Source organism: Sphingopyxis sp. H073 (assembly GCF_001468395.1).
In the GTDB taxonomy this organism is placed as follows: domain Bacteria; phylum Pseudomonadota; class Alphaproteobacteria; order Sphingomonadales; family Sphingomonadaceae; genus Sphingopyxis.
In genome coordinates this window covers 208,062-224,185 of the sequence record NZ_LNSG01000007.1, presented here as the reverse complement: position 1 = coordinate 224,185, position 16,124 = coordinate 208,062, and the positions used below count along the sequence as shown (strand labels likewise).

The 16,124-nt window shown below is 66.4% G+C and carries 14 protein-coding genes; 10 read left to right on the top strand and 4 right to left on the bottom strand.

From position 1 onward, the window contains the following. Positions 1 to 8: 8 nt before the first annotated feature. Positions 9 to 893, bottom strand: coding sequence for a phosphoserine phosphatase SerB (gene serB, locus ATE64_RS15060; RefSeq protein WP_058457525.1), 885 nt, complete (start codon positions 891 to 893; stop codon positions 9 to 11). On the opposite strand from serB, the gene miaA reads away from it, so the two are divergent. The 7 genes from miaA (at position 892) to ATE64_RS15025 (ending at position 8,557) form a co-directional block, all read left to right on the top strand. Next, positions 892 to 1,869: a tRNA (adenosine(37)-N6)-dimethylallyltransferase MiaA gene (miaA, locus tag ATE64_RS15055; RefSeq protein ID WP_058457526.1), complete on the top strand. Its 978-nt coding sequence runs from the start codon at positions 892 to 894 to the stop codon at positions 1,867 to 1,869. The two genes, serB and miaA, sit on opposite strands and share 2 nt — an antisense overlap. A gap of 86 nt (positions 1,870 to 1,955) precedes the next feature. Beyond that, complete coding sequence (gene ilvB, locus ATE64_RS15050) at positions 1,956 to 3,710, top strand: biosynthetic-type acetolactate synthase large subunit (RefSeq protein WP_058457527.1); 1,755 nt, start codon at positions 1,956 to 1,958, stop codon at positions 3,708 to 3,710. Positions 3,711 to 3,714: 4 nt separating this feature from the next. Beyond that, entirely contained in the window at positions 3,715 to 4,230 is a 516-nt protein-coding gene (gene ilvN, locus ATE64_RS15045) for an acetolactate synthase small subunit (RefSeq protein ID WP_058457528.1), read from the top strand. A 92-nt stretch (positions 4,231 to 4,322) separates the two neighbouring features. Next, entirely contained in the window at positions 4,323 to 5,357 is a 1,035-nt protein-coding gene (gene ilvC / locus ATE64_RS15040) for a ketol-acid reductoisomerase (RefSeq protein ID WP_058457529.1), read from the top strand. Between the two features lie 187 nt (positions 5,358 to 5,544). Then, complete coding sequence (locus ATE64_RS15035; protein ID WP_058457530.1) at positions 5,545 to 6,678, top strand: 8-amino-7-oxononanoate synthase; 1,134 nt, start codon at positions 5,545 to 5,547, stop codon at positions 6,676 to 6,678. Beyond that, on the top strand, positions 6,675 to 7,283 hold the full coding sequence (bioD, locus tag ATE64_RS15030; RefSeq protein WP_058457531.1) for a dethiobiotin synthase: 609 nt from the start codon (positions 6,675 to 6,677) through the stop codon (positions 7,281 to 7,283). The genes ATE64_RS15035 and bioD overlap by 4 nt, the downstream gene beginning before the upstream one ends. Further along, positions 7,280 to 8,557, top strand: coding sequence for an adenosylmethionine--8-amino-7-oxononanoate transaminase (locus ATE64_RS15025; protein WP_058457532.1), 1,278 nt, complete (start codon positions 7,280 to 7,282; stop codon positions 8,555 to 8,557). The genes bioD and ATE64_RS15025 overlap by 4 nt, the downstream gene beginning before the upstream one ends. A 304-nt stretch (positions 8,558 to 8,861) precedes the next feature. Here ATE64_RS15025 and grxD read toward each other — a convergent pair whose 3' ends face one another. The 3 genes from grxD to ATE64_RS15010 are packed head-to-tail and all read right to left on the bottom strand — an operon-like array spanning position 8,862 to position 9,813. Next, the gene (grxD, locus tag ATE64_RS15020; protein WP_058457533.1) at positions 8,862 to 9,194 is read right to left on the bottom strand and encodes a Grx4 family monothiol glutaredoxin; all 333 of its coding nucleotides are present in this window, start codon (positions 9,192 to 9,194) and stop codon (positions 8,862 to 8,864) included. Between the two features lie 48 nt (positions 9,195 to 9,242). Then, positions 9,243 to 9,476 (bottom strand): BolA family transcriptional regulator, encoded by a 234-nt coding sequence (locus ATE64_RS15015; RefSeq protein ID WP_058457534.1) that lies wholly within the window; start codon positions 9,474 to 9,476, stop codon positions 9,243 to 9,245. A gap of 10 nt (positions 9,477 to 9,486) precedes the next feature. Then, positions 9,487 to 9,813 (bottom strand): DUF1476 domain-containing protein, encoded by a 327-nt coding sequence (locus tag ATE64_RS15010; RefSeq protein ID WP_058457535.1) that lies wholly within the window; start codon positions 9,811 to 9,813, stop codon positions 9,487 to 9,489. Between the two features lie 212 nt (positions 9,814 to 10,025). Here ATE64_RS15010 and ATE64_RS15005 point away from each other — a divergent pair, with 212 nt between their 5' ends. The 3 genes from ATE64_RS15005 to ATE64_RS14995 are packed head-to-tail and all read left to right on the top strand — an operon-like array spanning position 10,026 to position 15,952. Then, positions 10,026 to 13,121, top strand: a complete 3,096-nt coding sequence (locus ATE64_RS15005; protein ID WP_058457536.1) for a CHAT domain-containing protein — start codon at positions 10,026 to 10,028, stop codon at positions 13,119 to 13,121. Next, complete coding sequence (locus ATE64_RS15000) at positions 13,090 to 15,201, top strand: adenylate/guanylate cyclase domain-containing protein (protein WP_197410194.1); 2,112 nt, start codon at positions 13,090 to 13,092, stop codon at positions 15,199 to 15,201. Before ATE64_RS15005 ends, ATE64_RS15000 begins: the two co-directional genes overlap by 32 nt. Beyond that, positions 15,188 to 15,952, top strand: coding sequence for a hypothetical protein (locus ATE64_RS14995; protein WP_058457537.1), 765 nt, complete (start codon positions 15,188 to 15,190; stop codon positions 15,950 to 15,952). Before ATE64_RS15000 ends, ATE64_RS14995 begins: the two co-directional genes overlap by 14 nt. Positions 15,953 to 16,124: the final 172 nt, after the last annotated feature.

The window sequence follows — 16,124 nt, the reverse complement described above, 5'->3', positions numbered from 1 at the left end:
GCCGCCCCTTACCCCAACACCCAGCTCCGGCGCGGATAGCCCTGCGCCCACAGCAGCGCGGTCAGGTCATGGTGGCGGATCGCCGCATCGGCGGCTTCCTCGGCCGCGGGGTGCGGGCGGTATCCGATGCCGAGACCCGCGCTGGTGATCATCGGAATGTCGTTCGCGCCGTCTCCGACCGCCAGCGTCGCGGCCAGCGGCAGGCCGAGCTTCGCCGCCTCGGCCGTCAGCGTCGCGAGCTTCGCATCTTTGTCGACGATCGGCTCGGCGACCTTCCCGGTCAACATCCCGTCCTTGATCACCAGTTCGTTCGCGACGACCTTGTCGAAGCCGATCGCCTCGCCGACCGGCCCGGCAAAGGCGGTAAAGCCGCCGGTGACCAGCACCGAATGCGCGCCATGCGCCTTCATCGTCTGGACAAGCGTGCGCGCCCCGCGGGTCAGCTTGACCCGCTCGTACCGGCATTCGGCCAACACACCCTCGGACATGCCGCCAAGCAGCGCGACGCGCTCCTCCAGCGCGGCGCGGAAATCGAGTTCGCCCGTCATCGCGCGCTTCGTGATCGCCGCAACCTGATCCTTCAATCCCGCATAGTCGGCGAGTTCGTCGATGCATTCGACCGTGATCATCGTCGAATCCATGTCGGCGATGATCAGCTTCTTGGCGCGGTCGCCCATCGGCTGCACGACCACGTCGAGCGCACCATGGTCCATCTTGGCCAATTCGCTCCGCGCACTGACCAGGCTGCCCTGAAAATAGATGTCCGCCGCGTCATGCTCGTCGAGCCAGTGCGGCGCCCCCACGTCGTGTCCCGTCATGTCGAGCCGGTCGATCGCCTCGCGAACCACCTCGTCGGTCAGCTTTCCGGCTGCTATCAGCGTGGCTACGAACATGGCTTCTCCTTCTGTCTCTTTCGTTCGCGCGGGCCTGCCGCCCGTCGCGCTTATCGCCGGACCGACCGCGAGCGGCAAGAGCGCTTTGGCGGTAGCGCTCGCAAAATCCCTGTCCGGGACGGGCGCCGACGCGCTGGTCGTCAATGCCGATGCGAGCCAGGTCTATGCCGACCTCGCCATCCTCTCGGCGCGTCCGTCGGACGAGGAAATGGCGGGTGTGCCCCACCGCCTCTTCGGCCATGTCGACGGCGCCGAAGCGCATAATACCGCGCGCTGGTCCGACGAGGCGCGCGGCGTCATTTCCCACGCCCATGCGGCCGGGAAGGTTCCGGTTCTCGTCGGCGGCACGGGACTTTACCTGCGTACCCTGCTTTACGGGATTGCGCCGGTGCCCAAGATCGACCCCGATATCCGCGATGCCGTGCGCGCGCTGCCCGTTGTTGAGGCCCATGCCGCGCTGGCCAGAGCCGATCCCGAGGCCGCGGCGCGCCTCAATCCGGCCGACACCACCCGCGTTGCCCGCGCGCTCGAGGTCGTCCGCTCGACCGGCCGCACGCTCGGCCAATGGCAGGAGGCGCGCGAGGGCGGCATCGCCGGCAACATCGCGCTCGCCCCGTTGATCCTGCTCCCTCCGCGCGACTGGCTGCGTGACCGCTGCGACACGCGCTTGGTGCAGATGTTCGACGGCGGAGCCATCGAAGAGGTCGAGGCGCTGCTGCGCCGCCATCTCGATCCCGCCCTGCCGGTGATGCGCGCGATCGGCGTCCCCCAGATCGCCGCTCATCTTCGCGGAGAGATCAGCCGCGCCGAGGCGCTCGAGCGGGCGCAGGCGGCGACCCGCCAGTACGCCAAGCGCCAATATACGTGGTTCCGCCACCAATTGCCCGCCGATTGGATGCGCCACGGAGAGTCATTAAACAATGATTCAATCAATATTTTCGCAATTAAATTACGTGATAAGCTGTTGACAGGATAGAATCATACACCTATTGCCCGCCGACCTGCTGCAACGCACAACGTGCGGATTCCAGGGTTTGCGGGTATTGAGAAAGGAGTTTCGTCGTGACGGAAATGAGTGGTGCCGACATGGTGGTTCAGGCGCTGGTCGACCTTGGGGTCGATACGGTGTTCGGCTATCCGGGCGGCGCGGTCCTTCCCATCTATGACGCGCTCTACAAACACCCGACGATCAAGCACATCCTCGTCCGCCACGAGCAGGCGGCGACCCACGCTGCGGAAGGCTATGCGCGTTCGACCGGCAAGCCCGGCGTCGTGCTCGTCACCTCGGGCCCCGGCGCGACCAATGCCGTCACCGGCATCACCGACGCGCTGATGGATTCGATTCCGATGATCGTGCTCACGGGCCAGGTCCCGACGACGCTGATCGGCACCGATGCCTTTCAGGAATGCGACACGGTCGGAATCACGCGCCACTGCACCAAGCACAATTATCTCGTGATGGACCCCGACCGTCTGGGGCCGATCATGCACGAGGCCTTTCATATCGCCACCCACGGCCGCCCCGGGCCGGTGGTGATCGACATTCCGAAGAATGTGCAGGTCGCGACCGGCACCTATACGGTGCCCGAGATCATCCAGCACAACAGCTATCGCCCGCAGATCGAGCCCGACGCCGATGCGATCGCGGCCGCGATCGACCTGATCGCCGCGGCCGAGCGCCCGGTCTTTTACACCGGCGGCGGCGTGATCAATGCCGGCCCCGACGCCAGCGCGGCGCTGCGCCAACTCGTGTCGCTGACCGGCGCGCCGATCACTTCGACCCTGATGGGGCTTGGCGCCTTTCCCGCCGACGATCCGAAGTGGCTCGGGATGCTCGGCATGCACGGCACCTATGAATCGAACATGGCGATGAACCGCGCCGACCTGATCATCGCGGTCGGCGCGCGCTTCGACGACCGCGTCACGGGCCGCCTCGACGCCTTCGCGCCCGAAGCGAAGAAGATCCACATCGACATCGACCGCAGCTCGATCAACAAGATCGTCCCCGTCGATCTCGCGATCGTCGGCGACGCCGGCCGCGCGCTCGACGCGCTGGTCGCCGGCTGGACCGACAGGGGCCTGTCGGCGCGCGACTATGGCGAATGGTGGCGCCGCATCGACGGCTGGCGCGCGACGCGCTGCCTCGACTTTCCCGAAAAGAAGGACGCCGGCGCCGAGATCATGCCGCAGCGCGCGGTGAAGGCGCTGTTCGACGCGACGCGCGGCCGCGACCCGATCATCACGACCGAAGTCGGCCAGCACCAGATGTGGGCGGCGCAGCATTTCGGCTTCGCGGCCCCCAACCGCTGGCTCACCAGCGGCGGTCTCGGCACGATGGGCTATGGCTTCCCCGCCGCGGTCGGCGCGCAGATCGCGCACCCGAACCGCCTCGTCATCTGCATCGCCGGCGAAGCCAGCCTGCAGATGAACATCCAGGAAATGGGCACGGTCAGCCAGTACCGCCTGCCGGTGAAGATCTTCATTCTCAACAACGAGTGGATGGGGATGGTCCGCCAGTGGCAGGAACTGACCTATGAAAGCCGCTATTCGAACAGCTATTCGGACAGCCTGCCCGATTTCGTTAAGCTCGCCGACGCCTATGGCTGGACAGGCATCCGCATCGACAATCTCGGGCAGCTCGAAGACGGCATCAAGACGATGATCGAGACCCCGGGTCCGGTGATCGTCGACTGCCGCGTCGCACAGCTCGCGAACTGCTTCCCGATGATCCCCTCGGGCGCCGCGCACACCGACATGATCCTCCAGCCGAACGACATCGTCGGAACGATGGACGACGAAGCCAAGGCACTGGTCTAAGCCCATGAAAATCAAAACAGAAGCCGGCGAGCGCCATGTGCTCGCGGTCACCGTCGACAACGAAGCGGGCATTCTCGCCAAGATCACCGGGCTGTTCTCGGCGCGCGGCTATAATATCGAAAGCCTGACCGTCGCCGACATCAGCGCCGACCATGCCTTGTCGCGCATCACCATCGTCACCTCGGGGCCGCCCGCGGTGATCGACCAGATCATCGCCCAGCTCGACCGGCTCGTCCCCGTCCACAGCGTCACCGACCTCACCGACCAGGGCGCGCATGTCGAACGCGAGATCGCGCTCGTGAAGGTCGCGGGCACCGGCGACAAGCGCATCGAGGCGTTGCGCATGGCCGACGTCTTCCGCGCGAAGGTCGTCGACACCACGCTGTCGAGCTTCATATTCGAAATCACCGGGACGAGCGACAAGGTCGACCGCTTCATCGCGCTGATGCGCGAATGCGGGCTGGTCGAGGTCGGCCGCACCGGCGTCGTCGCCATCGGCCGCGGGTCGGAGGCGCTCTAGTTTCACTTTCGTGTTCCCCCGCGAAGGCGGGGGTCCAGTCAACGTCAAATGGGTCCCCGCCTTCGCGGGGACACACTATGGGGAAGAATGACATGCAGGTTTATTACGATCGCGACGCCGACCAGGATCTGATCAAGGGCAAGAAGGTCGCCGTCGTCGGCTATGGCAGCCAGGGCCACGCCCACGCCCAGAACATGCGCGACAGCGGCGTGCGTGAAGTCGCGATCGCGCTCCGCCCCGGCTCGGCAACTGCCAAGAAGGCCGAAGCGGCAGGCTTCAAGGTGCTCTCCAACAAGGAGGCCGCCGAGTGGGCCGACGTGATCATGATCGCCGCCCCCGACGAGCATCAGGCGAAGATCTATGCCGACGATATCGGCCCGAACATGAAGCCCGGCGCCGCGCTCGCCTTCGCGCACGGCCTCAACATCCACTTCGGCCTGATCGAGGCACGCCCCGACATCGACGTGTTCATGGTCGCGCCCAAGGGCCCCGGCCACACCGTGCGCAGCGAATATCAGAAGGGCGGCGGCGTCCCATGCCTGATCGCGGTCGCGCAGGAAGCCAATGGCAACAGCGGCAACGGCCACGCCAAGGCGCTCGCCCTTTCTTATGCGTCTGCAGTGGGTGGCGGCCGCAGCGGCATCATCGAAACCACCTTCAAGGAAGAGTGCGAAACCGACCTTTTCGGCGAACAGGCGGTGCTCTGCGGCGGCATCACCCACCTCATCCAGGCCGGATTCGAAACGCTGGTCGAGGCGGGCTACGCCCCCGAAATGGCCTATTTCGAATGCCTCCACGAAACCAAGCTGATCGTCGACCTCCTCTATGAAGGCGGCATCGCCAACATGCGTTATTCGATCTCGAACACCGCCGAATATGGCGACATCAAAACGGGTCCGCGCATCATCACCGAGGAAACGAAGAAGGAAATGAAGCGCGTCCTCGCCGACATCCAGTCGGGCCGCTTCGTAAAGGACTTCGTGCTCGACAACCAGGCCGGCCAGCCCGAGCTGAAGGCGAGCCGCAAGGCCGCCGCCGCGCACCCGATCGAACAGGTCGGTGGCGAGCTGCGTGCGATGATGCCCTGGATCGCGAAGAACCAGCTCGTCGACAAGTCGAAGAACTGATCGGGATCCTCCCCGTGGCGCAGCCATGGGGAGGGGGACCGCGTCCGAAGGACGTGGTGGAGGGGCCAGCAAAGGTTACGCTACGAGCCCCTCCGTCAGCCCTGCGGGCTGCCACCTCCCCATGGCTCCGCCACGGGGAGGATCGAAACGGCCGCTGACGACCACCGTCTCGGACATGAGAGGCAAAATGGCGAACATCTTCACCGCCCACCGCGCCGACCTCGAAGCGCTCGCCGACGACGACCGCCGCCGCACGCTCAGCCCGCGCACAGGCATCGACTTCGCCTCGAACGACTATCTCGGCCTCGCCGGTTCCTACGCCCTCAACGAAGCGGTCGCGCAGGGTCTGCAACGCGGCCTCCCCGCAGGCTCGGGCGGGTCGCGCCTGCTCCGCGGCAATCATGACGAGCATGAGGCGCTCGAGGCGCACGCCGCGCGCCACTATGGCAGCGAGGCCGCGCTCTATTTCCCGACCGGCTTTGCCGCCAACGCCGCGATCTTTTCGACGCTGCCGCAGCGCGGCGACCTCGTGGTCCACGACGAACTCATCCACGCGAGCGCGCACGACGGGATGAAGCTCGGCCGCGCCGGGCATGTCGAGGCACGGCACAATGATGCGCAGGCGTTCGACGACATCATCAGGCGCTGGCGCGCGGGCGGCGGCGGCGGTACGCCGTGGATCGCGGCCGAGAGTCTCTATTCGATGGATGGCGACCGCGCGCCGCTCGCCGATCTCGCTGCGGTCGCCGATCGCCACGACGGTGTTCTGGTCGTCGACGAAGCCCATGCGACCGGCGTCTATGGTCCCGCCGGACAGGGCCTCGCGCACGACCTTGCGGGCCGCGACAACCTCATCACGCTGCACACCTGCGGCAAGGCGCTGGGCTGCGAAGGCGCACTGGTCTGCGCGCCGGCGATCGTCCGCGACTTCATCGTCAACCGCGCCCGCCCTTTCATCTTCTCGACCGCTCCCTCGCCGCTGATGGCATGGCTGGTGCGCCAGGCGCTCGAGATCGTCGCGAACGAGCCCGAGCGACAGGGCCGCTTGCATGGCCTCATCCGCCGCGCCGAAACGCGGCTCGCCGCCCTCGGGCTTCCCGCGAGCGGAAGCCAGATCATTCCCGTCGTGATCGGCGACAACGCCCGCACGATGCGCATCGCCGCCGCGCTCCAGGCCGATGGCTTCGACATTCGCGGCATCCGCCCGCCGACCGTCCCGCACGGCACCGCGCGGCTGCGCATCGCCATCACACTGAACGTCGGCGAACGCGAAATCGATGCGATGACGGAGAGCCTGTCGGCCGCTATGGCCGCGGCATGACCCGCTTCATCATCACCGGCACCGACACCGGCATCGGCAAGACCGTTTTTTCGGCCGCGCTCGCGGGCGCGATGCGCACGCCCTATTGGAAGCCGATCCAGTCGGGCCTCGAGGACGAGACCGACAGCGAGGCCGTCGCGCGCCTCGCGGGCGTAGCGGTCCTCCCCGAAGCCTACCGCCTCGTCACCCCCGCCTCGCCGCATCTCGCGGCCGAGATCGACGGTGTCACCATCGACGCCAAGGCGCTGACGCCGGCCGAAGGCGCGGTGATCGTCGAAGGCGCGGGCGGCGCGCTCGTCCCCGTCACGCGCAGCCTGCTCTACGCCGACCTCTTCGCGCGCTGGCAGATCCCGGTGATCGTCTGCGCGCGCACCAGCCTCGGCACGATCAACCACAGCCTACTGACGATCGAGGCGCTGAAAAGCCGCGGCGTCCCGATCCACGGTCTCGTCTTCCTCGGCGACGCGATGGACGACAGCGAAGCGATCATCCCCGATATCGGCGGCATCCGGCGCCTCGGCCGCCTGCCGTTCCTCGATCCCCTCACGCCCGAGACCTTGGCCCAAGCCTTCACCGCCCATTTCGACCGCGCCGATTTCGCATGACCTCTCCCATCTGGCACCCCTTCACCCAGCACGGCCTCGGCGATCCGATCCCGCTGATCGCCCGCGGCGAGGGCGCGCGCCTGTATGACGCGCAGGGCAACAGCTGGATCGACGCCATCTCGTCTTGGTGGGTCACCACCCATGGCCACGCGCACCCGCGCATCATGGCCGCGGTCCGCGACCAGTCCGAAAAGCTCGACCAGCTCATCTTCGCCGGCTGGACGCACGAGCCCGCCGAAACGCTCGCCGCCGAGCTGATCCGGATCACCCCCGACCCGCTCACCCGCGTCTTCTTCTCGGACTCGGGCTCGACCAGCGTCGAGGTCGCGCTGAAAATGGCGCTCGGCTACTGGTACAACATCGGCGAGCCGCGCAGCCGCATCCTCGTCCTCGAGCATAGCTATCATGGCGACACGATCGGCACGATGTCGGTTGGCGAGCGCGGCGTCTACAACCGCGCCTGGCAGCCTTTGCTTTTCGACGTCGGCACCATCCCCTTCCCGCACGAAGGGATGGAGCAAGTCACGCTCGACGCGCTCGAAGCCGCGTGCGCAGCCAAACCAGCCGCCTTCATCGTCGAACCGCTCATCCTCGGCGCCGGCGGCATGCTCATCTACCCCGCATGGGTGCTCGCAGAAATGCGTACCATCTGCGCGCGCCACGGTGTCCTGTTCATCGCCGACGAGGTCATGACCGGCTGGGGCCGCACCGGGACGCGCTTCGCCTGCGATTCTGCGGGGGTGATCCCCGATATTGTTTGCCTGTCCAAAGGCCTGACCGGCGGCAGCCTGCCGCTCGCGGTGACGCTTTGCATCGAGCCGATCTTCCAGGCCCATTATTCGACCGACCGCGCGAAAACCTTCTACCATTCGTCGAGCTACACCGCGAACCCGATCGCCTGCGCCGCTGCGAACGCGAACCTCGCGATCTGGCGCGACGAGCCCGTGCAACAGCGTATCGACAAGCTGGCCGAAGCGCAGGCGGCCCATCTCTCGCTGCTCAGCCACGACCCGCGCGTCGCGAATCCGCGCCGCCTCGGCACCATCGCCGCGCTTGACATCGTCGTATCCGACGGAGGCTATCTGTCGGCCCTCGCGCCGCGCCTGATCGCCCTCTATCGCGATCACGGCGTCCTCCTCCGCCCGCTCGGGAACAGCGTGTATGTGATGCCGCCCTATTGCATCACGCCGGACGAGCTGGCGACGGTCTGGACCGCGATCACAGCGTCGCTCGATGCGGTCCAAGGCATACAGGAAGCGGCCGGTTTCGGGTAGTTGCGGCCTTGGTGATTCCCGGCGAAAGCCGGGATCCAGCCAACGAGCGCTGCGCTTACTCCCTAGGCCCCGGCTTTCGCCGGGGTGCACATTATGACTGCAACCGAACGAAATAAGCCGTCGCCCCCGCGCAGGCGGGGGCCGCTGTTGGTTTACGCGGCCGCGCAGAAATAGGCGGCTAGCGGCCCCCGCCTGCGCGGGGGCGACGTTGTTGATCCATCCGCTCCCCACCCCAAAACAGACACGGCCAAAAAGAAAAGGACGGCCCAAGGCCGCCCCTGACAACATCGCATGTCAACCGGACCTATTCCGCCCGCGTCGGAACACCGTCCATCAGTTGGTGAAGCTCGCCGGCTTCCCACATTTCCATCATGATGTCGGAGCCGCCGACGAATTCGCCCTTCACATAGAGCTGGGGGATCGTCGGCCAGTCGGAGAATTCCTTGATTCCCTGACGGATTTCCATGTCCTGCAGCACGTCGACCGTGTCATATTCGATACCGAGGCGGTCGAGCATCGCAATCGCGCGCGAGGAAAAGCCGCACTGCGGGAACAGCGGCGTCCCCTTCATGAACAGCAGCACGGGATGATCGGCGACCAGCTTCGAAATACGGTCGTGGATGGCAGGATCGCTCATTTGAATATCTCCGGTGGCGCGTCGCGCCGAAAAAATTGCGTCTCGGCCCTATGAAGGAACGCCGGTGGTCAATTGCAAGGCATGAAGTTCGCCGCCCATGCGCCCGCCGAGCGCGGCATAGACCGCCTTGTGCTGCGCAACGCGCGTCATCCCCCGAAAGGATTCGCTGACGACATGCGCCGCATAATGGTCGTTGTCGCCCGCCAGATCGGTGATCGAGACCATGGCATCGGGAAACGCCGCCTCGATCATCGCCTTCAGATCATCCTCGCGCATGCCCATGACGACCGCCTCAGTTCTGGCTGTCCATGAACTGGCGGCGCGCCTCGGCGGTCTTGTCGTTGAGCACCGAGCGGATTTCCGCATCGCTGATCTCGACGCCCGCCCCGGTCAGGTCGCCCGCGAGCTTGCGGATGACGTCCTCATCGCCCGCTTCCTCGAAATCGGCCTGCACGACCGCCTTGGCATAGGCATCGGTTTCCTCGGGGGTCAGGCCCATGCGTTCGGCCGCCCATTCGCCGACGAGGCGGTTACGGCGCGCGGTGATGCGGAACAGCGCGTCCTGGTCGCGGGCGAACTTCGCCTCGAATGCCCGTTCACGATCGTCGAATGCGCTCATCTTTGTCCTCGCCGGAAATTGCGTTTCACCATCCAGATAGGTCGCTGTGCCAAGGCGCGCAAGGCGCAGTGCCGCAGATCACTTCCCTTTTTCAGATGATGGGTTTAGGGTCCGCGCCGACGGGATGGGTCGTACCGCAGCATTAAAGACTGCGCCTTGCCGCCGATATCGCGGTCACGGCGCCTTCAGGCTTGGGTTTGGGGGATTTGGTGATGACCGCTCGACGTCCGCAATTTCTGTCGCTGGTGACGGCGCTGGCGCTGGCAGCGCCGGGCACGGCGCTGGCACAGGCCGGCGACCCGACGCTTCGCGACAGTTTTTCGATCGGCGACCAGGGCGGATCGCTCTGCGAGGTGCAGGCCACCGTCCGCGATTCGGTGATCAAGGGCATGTTCGACCGCGCCTGGCTGATCGTCTGCCGCGACGCCAGCCAGCCAATCGGCTATGTCCGCATGCTGCGCGCGAGCCCCGAAGAGGCGCGCGCGCGGATCGATGCCGGCCGCTCGGCTACGATCAGCTGCATCGGCGACGCTTGTACCGTGAAGGACAGCGACATCGGCTGGACGACGCGCGTCGAGGCCGACGGCGACACCGCTTATGCCGTCGAGGGCTTCACCGCCTATGACGACGCGCTCAGGATCGCGCTCGCGTCGATCCGCGAGAAACGCGTCGTCCCCGGCCAGATCAAGGTTGCGACCACCTCGGTCGGCGGCAATGACGGCTTCGCCCGCACGCTCGCCGGGACGATCGACGTCGACAAGGCGCTGGCCGAGGGATATCGCCGCAACCACAGCGGCGACTATGCCGAGGCGGCCGAATTCTTCGAGGCCCTGTCGCGGCGCGCGCTCGACGATCAGGCCGCGGCCGACATCGACCCGACCGAATTCACCCTGAATCGCGCCCTCCAGCGCTCGAACCTCGGCGAATTCGCGGAGGCGGACCGCTTGTTCGGCGAGGTCGAGATGGTCCCGACCAGCGATCCGGTCCAGCTTCGTCTGCGCCGCAATTTCCGCGCCATCCATGCGCTGAACCAGCGCGACTATGACGGTGCGGCCGCCATCCTGCAGACGCCGATCCCGCCGCTCACCGACGCGGTGAAGGTCGATGGCGGCGCGGTCACGCTGACGCCGGAGATCGCGGCGGGGATCAACAGCGGTGCGAATGCGCGCGCGGTGCGCCAGGCAAGCGACCGCGAGCGGCTGACCCCTATCGAACGCGCGCAGATCATCGACGCGCAGGCGACCCATCTGCTCGGGACGGTCGAACGGCTGCGCGGGAATGCCGGGGCCGCGAAGAGCGCGCAGCTCAAGGGTCTGACCGACGCGATCGCGGTGCGCGAAGGCCGTGTGACCTCGATCATCCGGCTGCGCTCGCAAATGCTCGGCGAACTCGCGATTGCCGAGGAAGCGCTCGGCGACAACGCCACCGCCGATGCGCGCTTCCAGGAATCGATCAACGCGCTCGCGGTCGAATATCCCGAAACCAACGCGCTGGCTTCGGCGCAGGCGCGTTATGCCGCTTTCCTCACGCGGCACGGTCAGGACGACAAGGCGCTCGGCATCTATCAGGCTGTCGTGACCGCTCTCGCGGGATCGCAGCGTTCGACCACTGGTATGGCGAACATGATGGCGCCCTATTACCGGCTGCTCGCCGCGCGCGCCGCGACCGATCCGAAGGCCGCCAGCGACTTCTTCGTCGCCAGCCAGCTTCAGGTGCGCCCCGGCGTCGCCGACACGCAAGCGGTACTCGCGCGCGAGCTGTCGAGCGGCAGCAGCGACGGCGCACGGCTGTTCCGGCAGGCGACCACGCTCAATCGGGATATCGAACGCGCGCGGATCGAGGATGCACGGCTCGGGCAAATGCCCGCGACGCCCGAGATCAACGCGCTGCGCGCCGACATCAAGACGCAGCTCGACAATCTCTCGTTCCAGCAGGCGGAAACGATCACCAAGCTCTCGGCCTTCCCGCAATATCGCGTCGTCGCGCCGGGCAAGCTCGACCTCGCCGAACTGCAGCAGGTGCTGCGCCCCGACGAGGCCTATCTGAAGATGCTGGTCGTCGGCGATGCGGTCTATGCGATGCTGATCGGTCCCGACAGCGCGCAGCTGTGGAAGAGCGACATCAGCGCGCAGGGCCTCGAAACGGCCGTCGACACGATCCGTTCGACGATCTCGATCGTGGAGAATGGCAAGCGCGTCACCTATCCCTTCGACGCGGCGACCGCGCGCAAGCTCTATACGCAGCTCTTCGCCCCCGCCGCCGACCGGCTGCCCTCGACAGCGCATCTGATCTTCGAGCCCGATGGCGCGATGCTGCGCCTGCCGATCAATCTGCTCATCACCTCCGATGCCGGGCTCGCCGAATATGAGCAGCGCGTCGCCGACCCCAACGCCGATGCCTTCGACATGCGTCGCATCGCGTGGCTGGGCCGGACAACGCGGCCGAGCACGGCCGTGTCGGCACTCGCCTTCCGCAACGCGCGACAGGCGCCGCCGTCGAGCGCGGTGCGCGAATATTTCGGGCTCGGCGAAAACCTACCCGTCAGGGGCGGCATCCTGCCTTCGACCGGCACGCGCGGCGGGATCGGCGGCGGTGTCGACGACACATGCCATTGGGACGTCAGCCAGTGGAGCCGTCCGATTTCGGCCGACGAACTCGTGACCGCGACGCGAACGATGGACCGCGACGCCGCGACCTTGCTTACGGGCGGCGCCTTCACCGACACGGCGGTCAAGAACCGCAGCGACCTCGGCGATTATCGCATCATCCATTTCGCGACCCACGGCCTCGTCACCGCGCCGCGTCCGTCGTGCCCCGCGCGGCCCGCGCTCGTCACCTCGTTCGGCGACAAGGATTCGGACGGCCTGCTGACCTTCCAGGAAATCTTCGATCTCAAGATCAACGCCGATCTGGTCATCCTCTCGGCATGCGACACCGCGGGCGCCGCGACGGTCGCCGCGACGCGCGAGGCGGGTGTCGCGAGCGGCGGCGGCAATGCGCTCGACGGGCTGGTGCGCAGCTTCATCGGCGCGGGCGGGCGCTCGGTGATCGCCAGCCACTGGCCCGCGCCCGACGATTTCGACGCGACCAAGCGGCTGATCGGCGGCCTGTTCGCGGCGCCGCAGGGCGAAAGCGTCGCCGATGCGCTGTGGGCGACGCAGATGAAGCTGATGGACGACAAGCAGACGTCGCATCCCTATTATTGGGCGGGCTTCGCGATCATCGGCGACGGCGGACAGGCGCTGTTGCACGGCACGCCTTCGACGACAGCACAAAATGGGGGGACTGCGGGCCGCGCGGCCCGCTGAATTGATGGCGACCACGACGATCGACGCGGCGGCGCCCGACGCGCTGCCCAAGACCATATCGCTACGCAAGCGCATCCGCCGGCTGGTCATGCAGCTCGGCCCCTCGCGCATGGCCGCGACGATCCTGTTCCTGATTGTCGCCACATTATTCGCCCGCTTCAGCTGGGACATGCCGCTCGTCGGCGACGCCGAGCGCGCCCTTTACGATGCGCGCGCGATGGTGATGGCGCCGCATGTCGCGCAGGACCAGCGCATCGTCATGGTCACCTATGACGACGAGACGCTGTTCAACACCGGCATCCGCTCACCGCTCGACCGCACGTACCTCGCCAATGCGCTCGCCAATCTCGACCAGATGGGACCGAAGGCGATCGGCATCGATATCGTCTTCGATTCGCCGCGTCCCGACGACGCGTTGCTCAAGGCGCAGCTTCGCGCGATGAAGACGCCGACCTGGCTCGCCTATGCCGAGCAGGCGAGCAACCCGAACACCATCTTTTATGAACAGCAGAAATATCTAGAAGCCTATCTGGCCGAGGTCACCACCGCCCGGACGAAGCCGACGAGCGTGCTGTTCCGCACCGACAGCGACGGCGTGATGCGCAACTGGCCCGACCGGCCAAAGAATCTGCCGCCGCTGATGGCCAACGCGCTCGCGCCGGTCGATCCGGCGCACGCCAACTATCAGGGCAATATCCGCTTCCTCGTCCCCGCCCGCGTGACCAAAGGTGCGGAAGAGCCCGTTTTTTCCAAGATCCCGATCGACACCTTCGCCGCGCCGATGGATGCGGAGACGCGCGCAGCCTTTTCGGAGATGATCCGGGGCCGCTATGTGCTGATCGGCGGCAACATCATCGACAACGATCAGTTCAATACGCCGCTCAGCCGCTTCACCGACCCGATCACCGGTCAGCATGAAACGATGATCGGGCTGGAGGTGCACGCCCATATGCTCGCGCAACAGCTCGACAAGGACTGGCCGCGCCCGCTGCCGGGCCCGTCGCTGTGGGCGCTCGCCGTGCTCGTCGTGCTCGCGGGCGGGCTCACCAGCCTGATCGACCTGCGCGCGCGCTGGGTGGCGCTGGCCTTCCTCGGGCAAATGGCTTTCTTTGTCGCCTTCCCCTTCTGGCTGCAGGGGCATGGCGTCGACACGACCACCCTTCCCGCCTTCGGCTGGGCGATGGGCTGGCTGCTCGGCTATGCCGCGGTCGGCACCGCCGCGCGCACGATCGGGTCGCGCCAGCGCGCCTTTGCCCAGTCGGCGCTCGGCAAATATCTGCCCGCCGACGTCGCGGCGCAGATCATGCGCGATCCCGATCAGCTTTCGCTGCACGGCGAGCGGCGCAACATCTATTGCGTGTTCACCGACCTCGAAGGCTTCACCAAGCTGAGCCACGCGGTGACCCCGGAGACCGTCGCGCGGCTGCTCAACGAATATCTCGACCGGCTGTCCGACGTCGTGCTCGACCATGGCGGGACGATCGACAAGTTCGTCGGTGATGCGATTGTCGCCTTCTGGGGCGCGCCGATCAGCCGCCCCGACGATGGCCCGCAGGCGGCGAAAGCGGCGATTGCGATGCATGCGGTGGGCGAACAGTTCCGCAAGGATCTGGCAGGCGAGGACGTGCCGCCGATCGGCATGACCCGTGTCGGACTGCACGTCGGCGACGCGATCGTCGGCAATTTCGGCGGCGAGGACCGCATCCAGTACACCGCGCTCGGCGACAGCATGAACACCGCATCGCGCCTCGAATCGGCGAACAAGAGCCTCAAGACGCGGGTGCTGATCTCGTCCGAAGCGGCGGCGGGCGCCGGTCGCGACGACCTGGTCCCGATGGGGCGCGTGACGTTGCGCGGGCGAGCGCAACCGGTCGACGTGCTCACGCCGCGCCCCGATCTTTCCGAGGAGCAGCGCGCCCGCATCGCGGCGCTGGTCGAGGCGCACGCCGCAGGCAATAAAAAGGCCTATGTGACCTGCGCCACAGCATTGGCCGGCGAGTTCGGTCAGGATCCAGCCATAATGTTCCTGATAGAACGTCTGAACGAGACCCAAAAAGGAGAAAGCTATGTCCTTTCCTGACTTCTCGATGCGCCGCATCGGCCTGACCGCCGCCGCCGCGATCGCTGCGATCGCCGTCGCGGGCGTCGCCTCCGCGCAGTCGATGGTGGTCCGCTCGACCGGGCCGTCTGCCGGAAAATATCCGAGCGGGACCAAGCTCAAATCGACCGACAAGCTGACCCTCGTCTCGGGCGACAAGGTCGTGCTGATGCAGGCGGGCAAGACCCGGACGCTGTCGGGGCCCGGCACCTATGGCGCCACCGCAACGATCCAGGCGAACCAGTCGATGGGCGCGACGGTGACGCGCATGCTTTCGACCGGCCCGACGATGCGCTCGCGCGGTGGGTTTTCGCGCGGTGGCGAAGAGGCTGCCCCGGTCAACGTCCGCGCGCCGAACGTCTGGCTGCTCGATTATCGCGACGCGGGAACCTTCTGCGTCGTCGATCCGGCGACGCTGATGCTGTGGCGCCCGAACATGGAGGGCGACACTGCGCTCGAAATCGAAGGCGGCGGCAAGAAGGCGACGGTCGCCATCGTCGACGGCGCCAATTTCCGCAAATGGCCGACCGACACGCTGCCGGTGCAATATGGCGTCGACTATCGCCTGTCGGGCGGCGGCCTGCCCAAGCCGGTCACCGTCCGCTTTACCGCGATGGGCACCGTGCCCGACACCGTCGAAGGGTCGGTCGACATGCTGATGGCCAAGGGCTGCACCCCGCAGCTGAATCGTCTCGTCGATGCGATGTCGGAAACCGAGACAGCGGGTGGTTAACGGAATCGCCTTTGCATTGAACCGTTTTGGACCATCTGGTAACAAGCGTGTGAAAAGCAGCCGCAAAATGCGGTAAGTCCTTTCCTTGGGTCGAAAATTCGCACTGTCGCATGGGCGGCAGAGCCTTATGAATTTGTGCGTCCCGGCAGCCGCCGGCGCATATGTACGCAAG

What these genes read in the sequence shown, in the direction of transcription:
- miaA (WP_058457526.1), top strand. Translation starts at nt 892, where the DNA reads ATGGCTTCTCCTTCTGTCTCTTTCGTTCGCGCGGGCCTGCCGCCCGTC.
- serB (WP_058457525.1), bottom strand. Translation starts at nt 893, where the DNA reads ATGTTCGTAGCCACGCTGATAGCAGCCGGAAAGCTGACCGACGAGGTG.
- ilvN (WP_058457528.1), top strand. Translation starts at nt 3,715, where the DNA reads ATGAAAATCAAAACAGAAGCCGGCGAGCGCCATGTGCTCGCGGTCACC.
- ilvC (WP_058457529.1), top strand. Translation starts at nt 4,323, where the DNA reads ATGCAGGTTTATTACGATCGCGACGCCGACCAGGATCTGATCAAGGGC.
- ATE64_RS15035 (WP_058457530.1), top strand. Translation starts at nt 5,545, where the DNA reads ATGGCGAACATCTTCACCGCCCACCGCGCCGACCTCGAAGCGCTCGCC.
- bioD (WP_058457531.1), top strand. Translation starts at nt 6,675, where the DNA reads ATGACCCGCTTCATCATCACCGGCACCGACACCGGCATCGGCAAGACC.
- ATE64_RS15025 (WP_058457532.1), top strand. Translation starts at nt 7,280, where the DNA reads ATGACCTCTCCCATCTGGCACCCCTTCACCCAGCACGGCCTCGGCGAT.
- grxD (WP_058457533.1), bottom strand. Translation starts at nt 9,194, where the DNA reads ATGAGCGATCCTGCCATCCACGACCGTATTTCGAAGCTGGTCGCCGAT.
- ATE64_RS15015 (WP_058457534.1), bottom strand. Translation starts at nt 9,476, where the DNA reads ATGGGCATGCGCGAGGATGATCTGAAGGCGATGATCGAGGCGGCGTTT.
- ATE64_RS15010 (WP_058457535.1), bottom strand. Translation starts at nt 9,813, where the DNA reads ATGAGCGCATTCGACGATCGTGAACGGGCATTCGAGGCGAAGTTCGCC.
- ATE64_RS15005 (WP_058457536.1), top strand. Translation starts at nt 10,026, where the DNA reads ATGACCGCTCGACGTCCGCAATTTCTGTCGCTGGTGACGGCGCTGGCG.
- ATE64_RS15000 (WP_197410194.1), top strand. Translation starts at nt 13,090, where the DNA reads ATGGGGGGACTGCGGGCCGCGCGGCCCGCTGAATTGATGGCGACCACG.
- ATE64_RS14995 (WP_058457537.1), top strand. Translation starts at nt 15,188, where the DNA reads ATGTCCTTTCCTGACTTCTCGATGCGCCGCATCGGCCTGACCGCCGCC.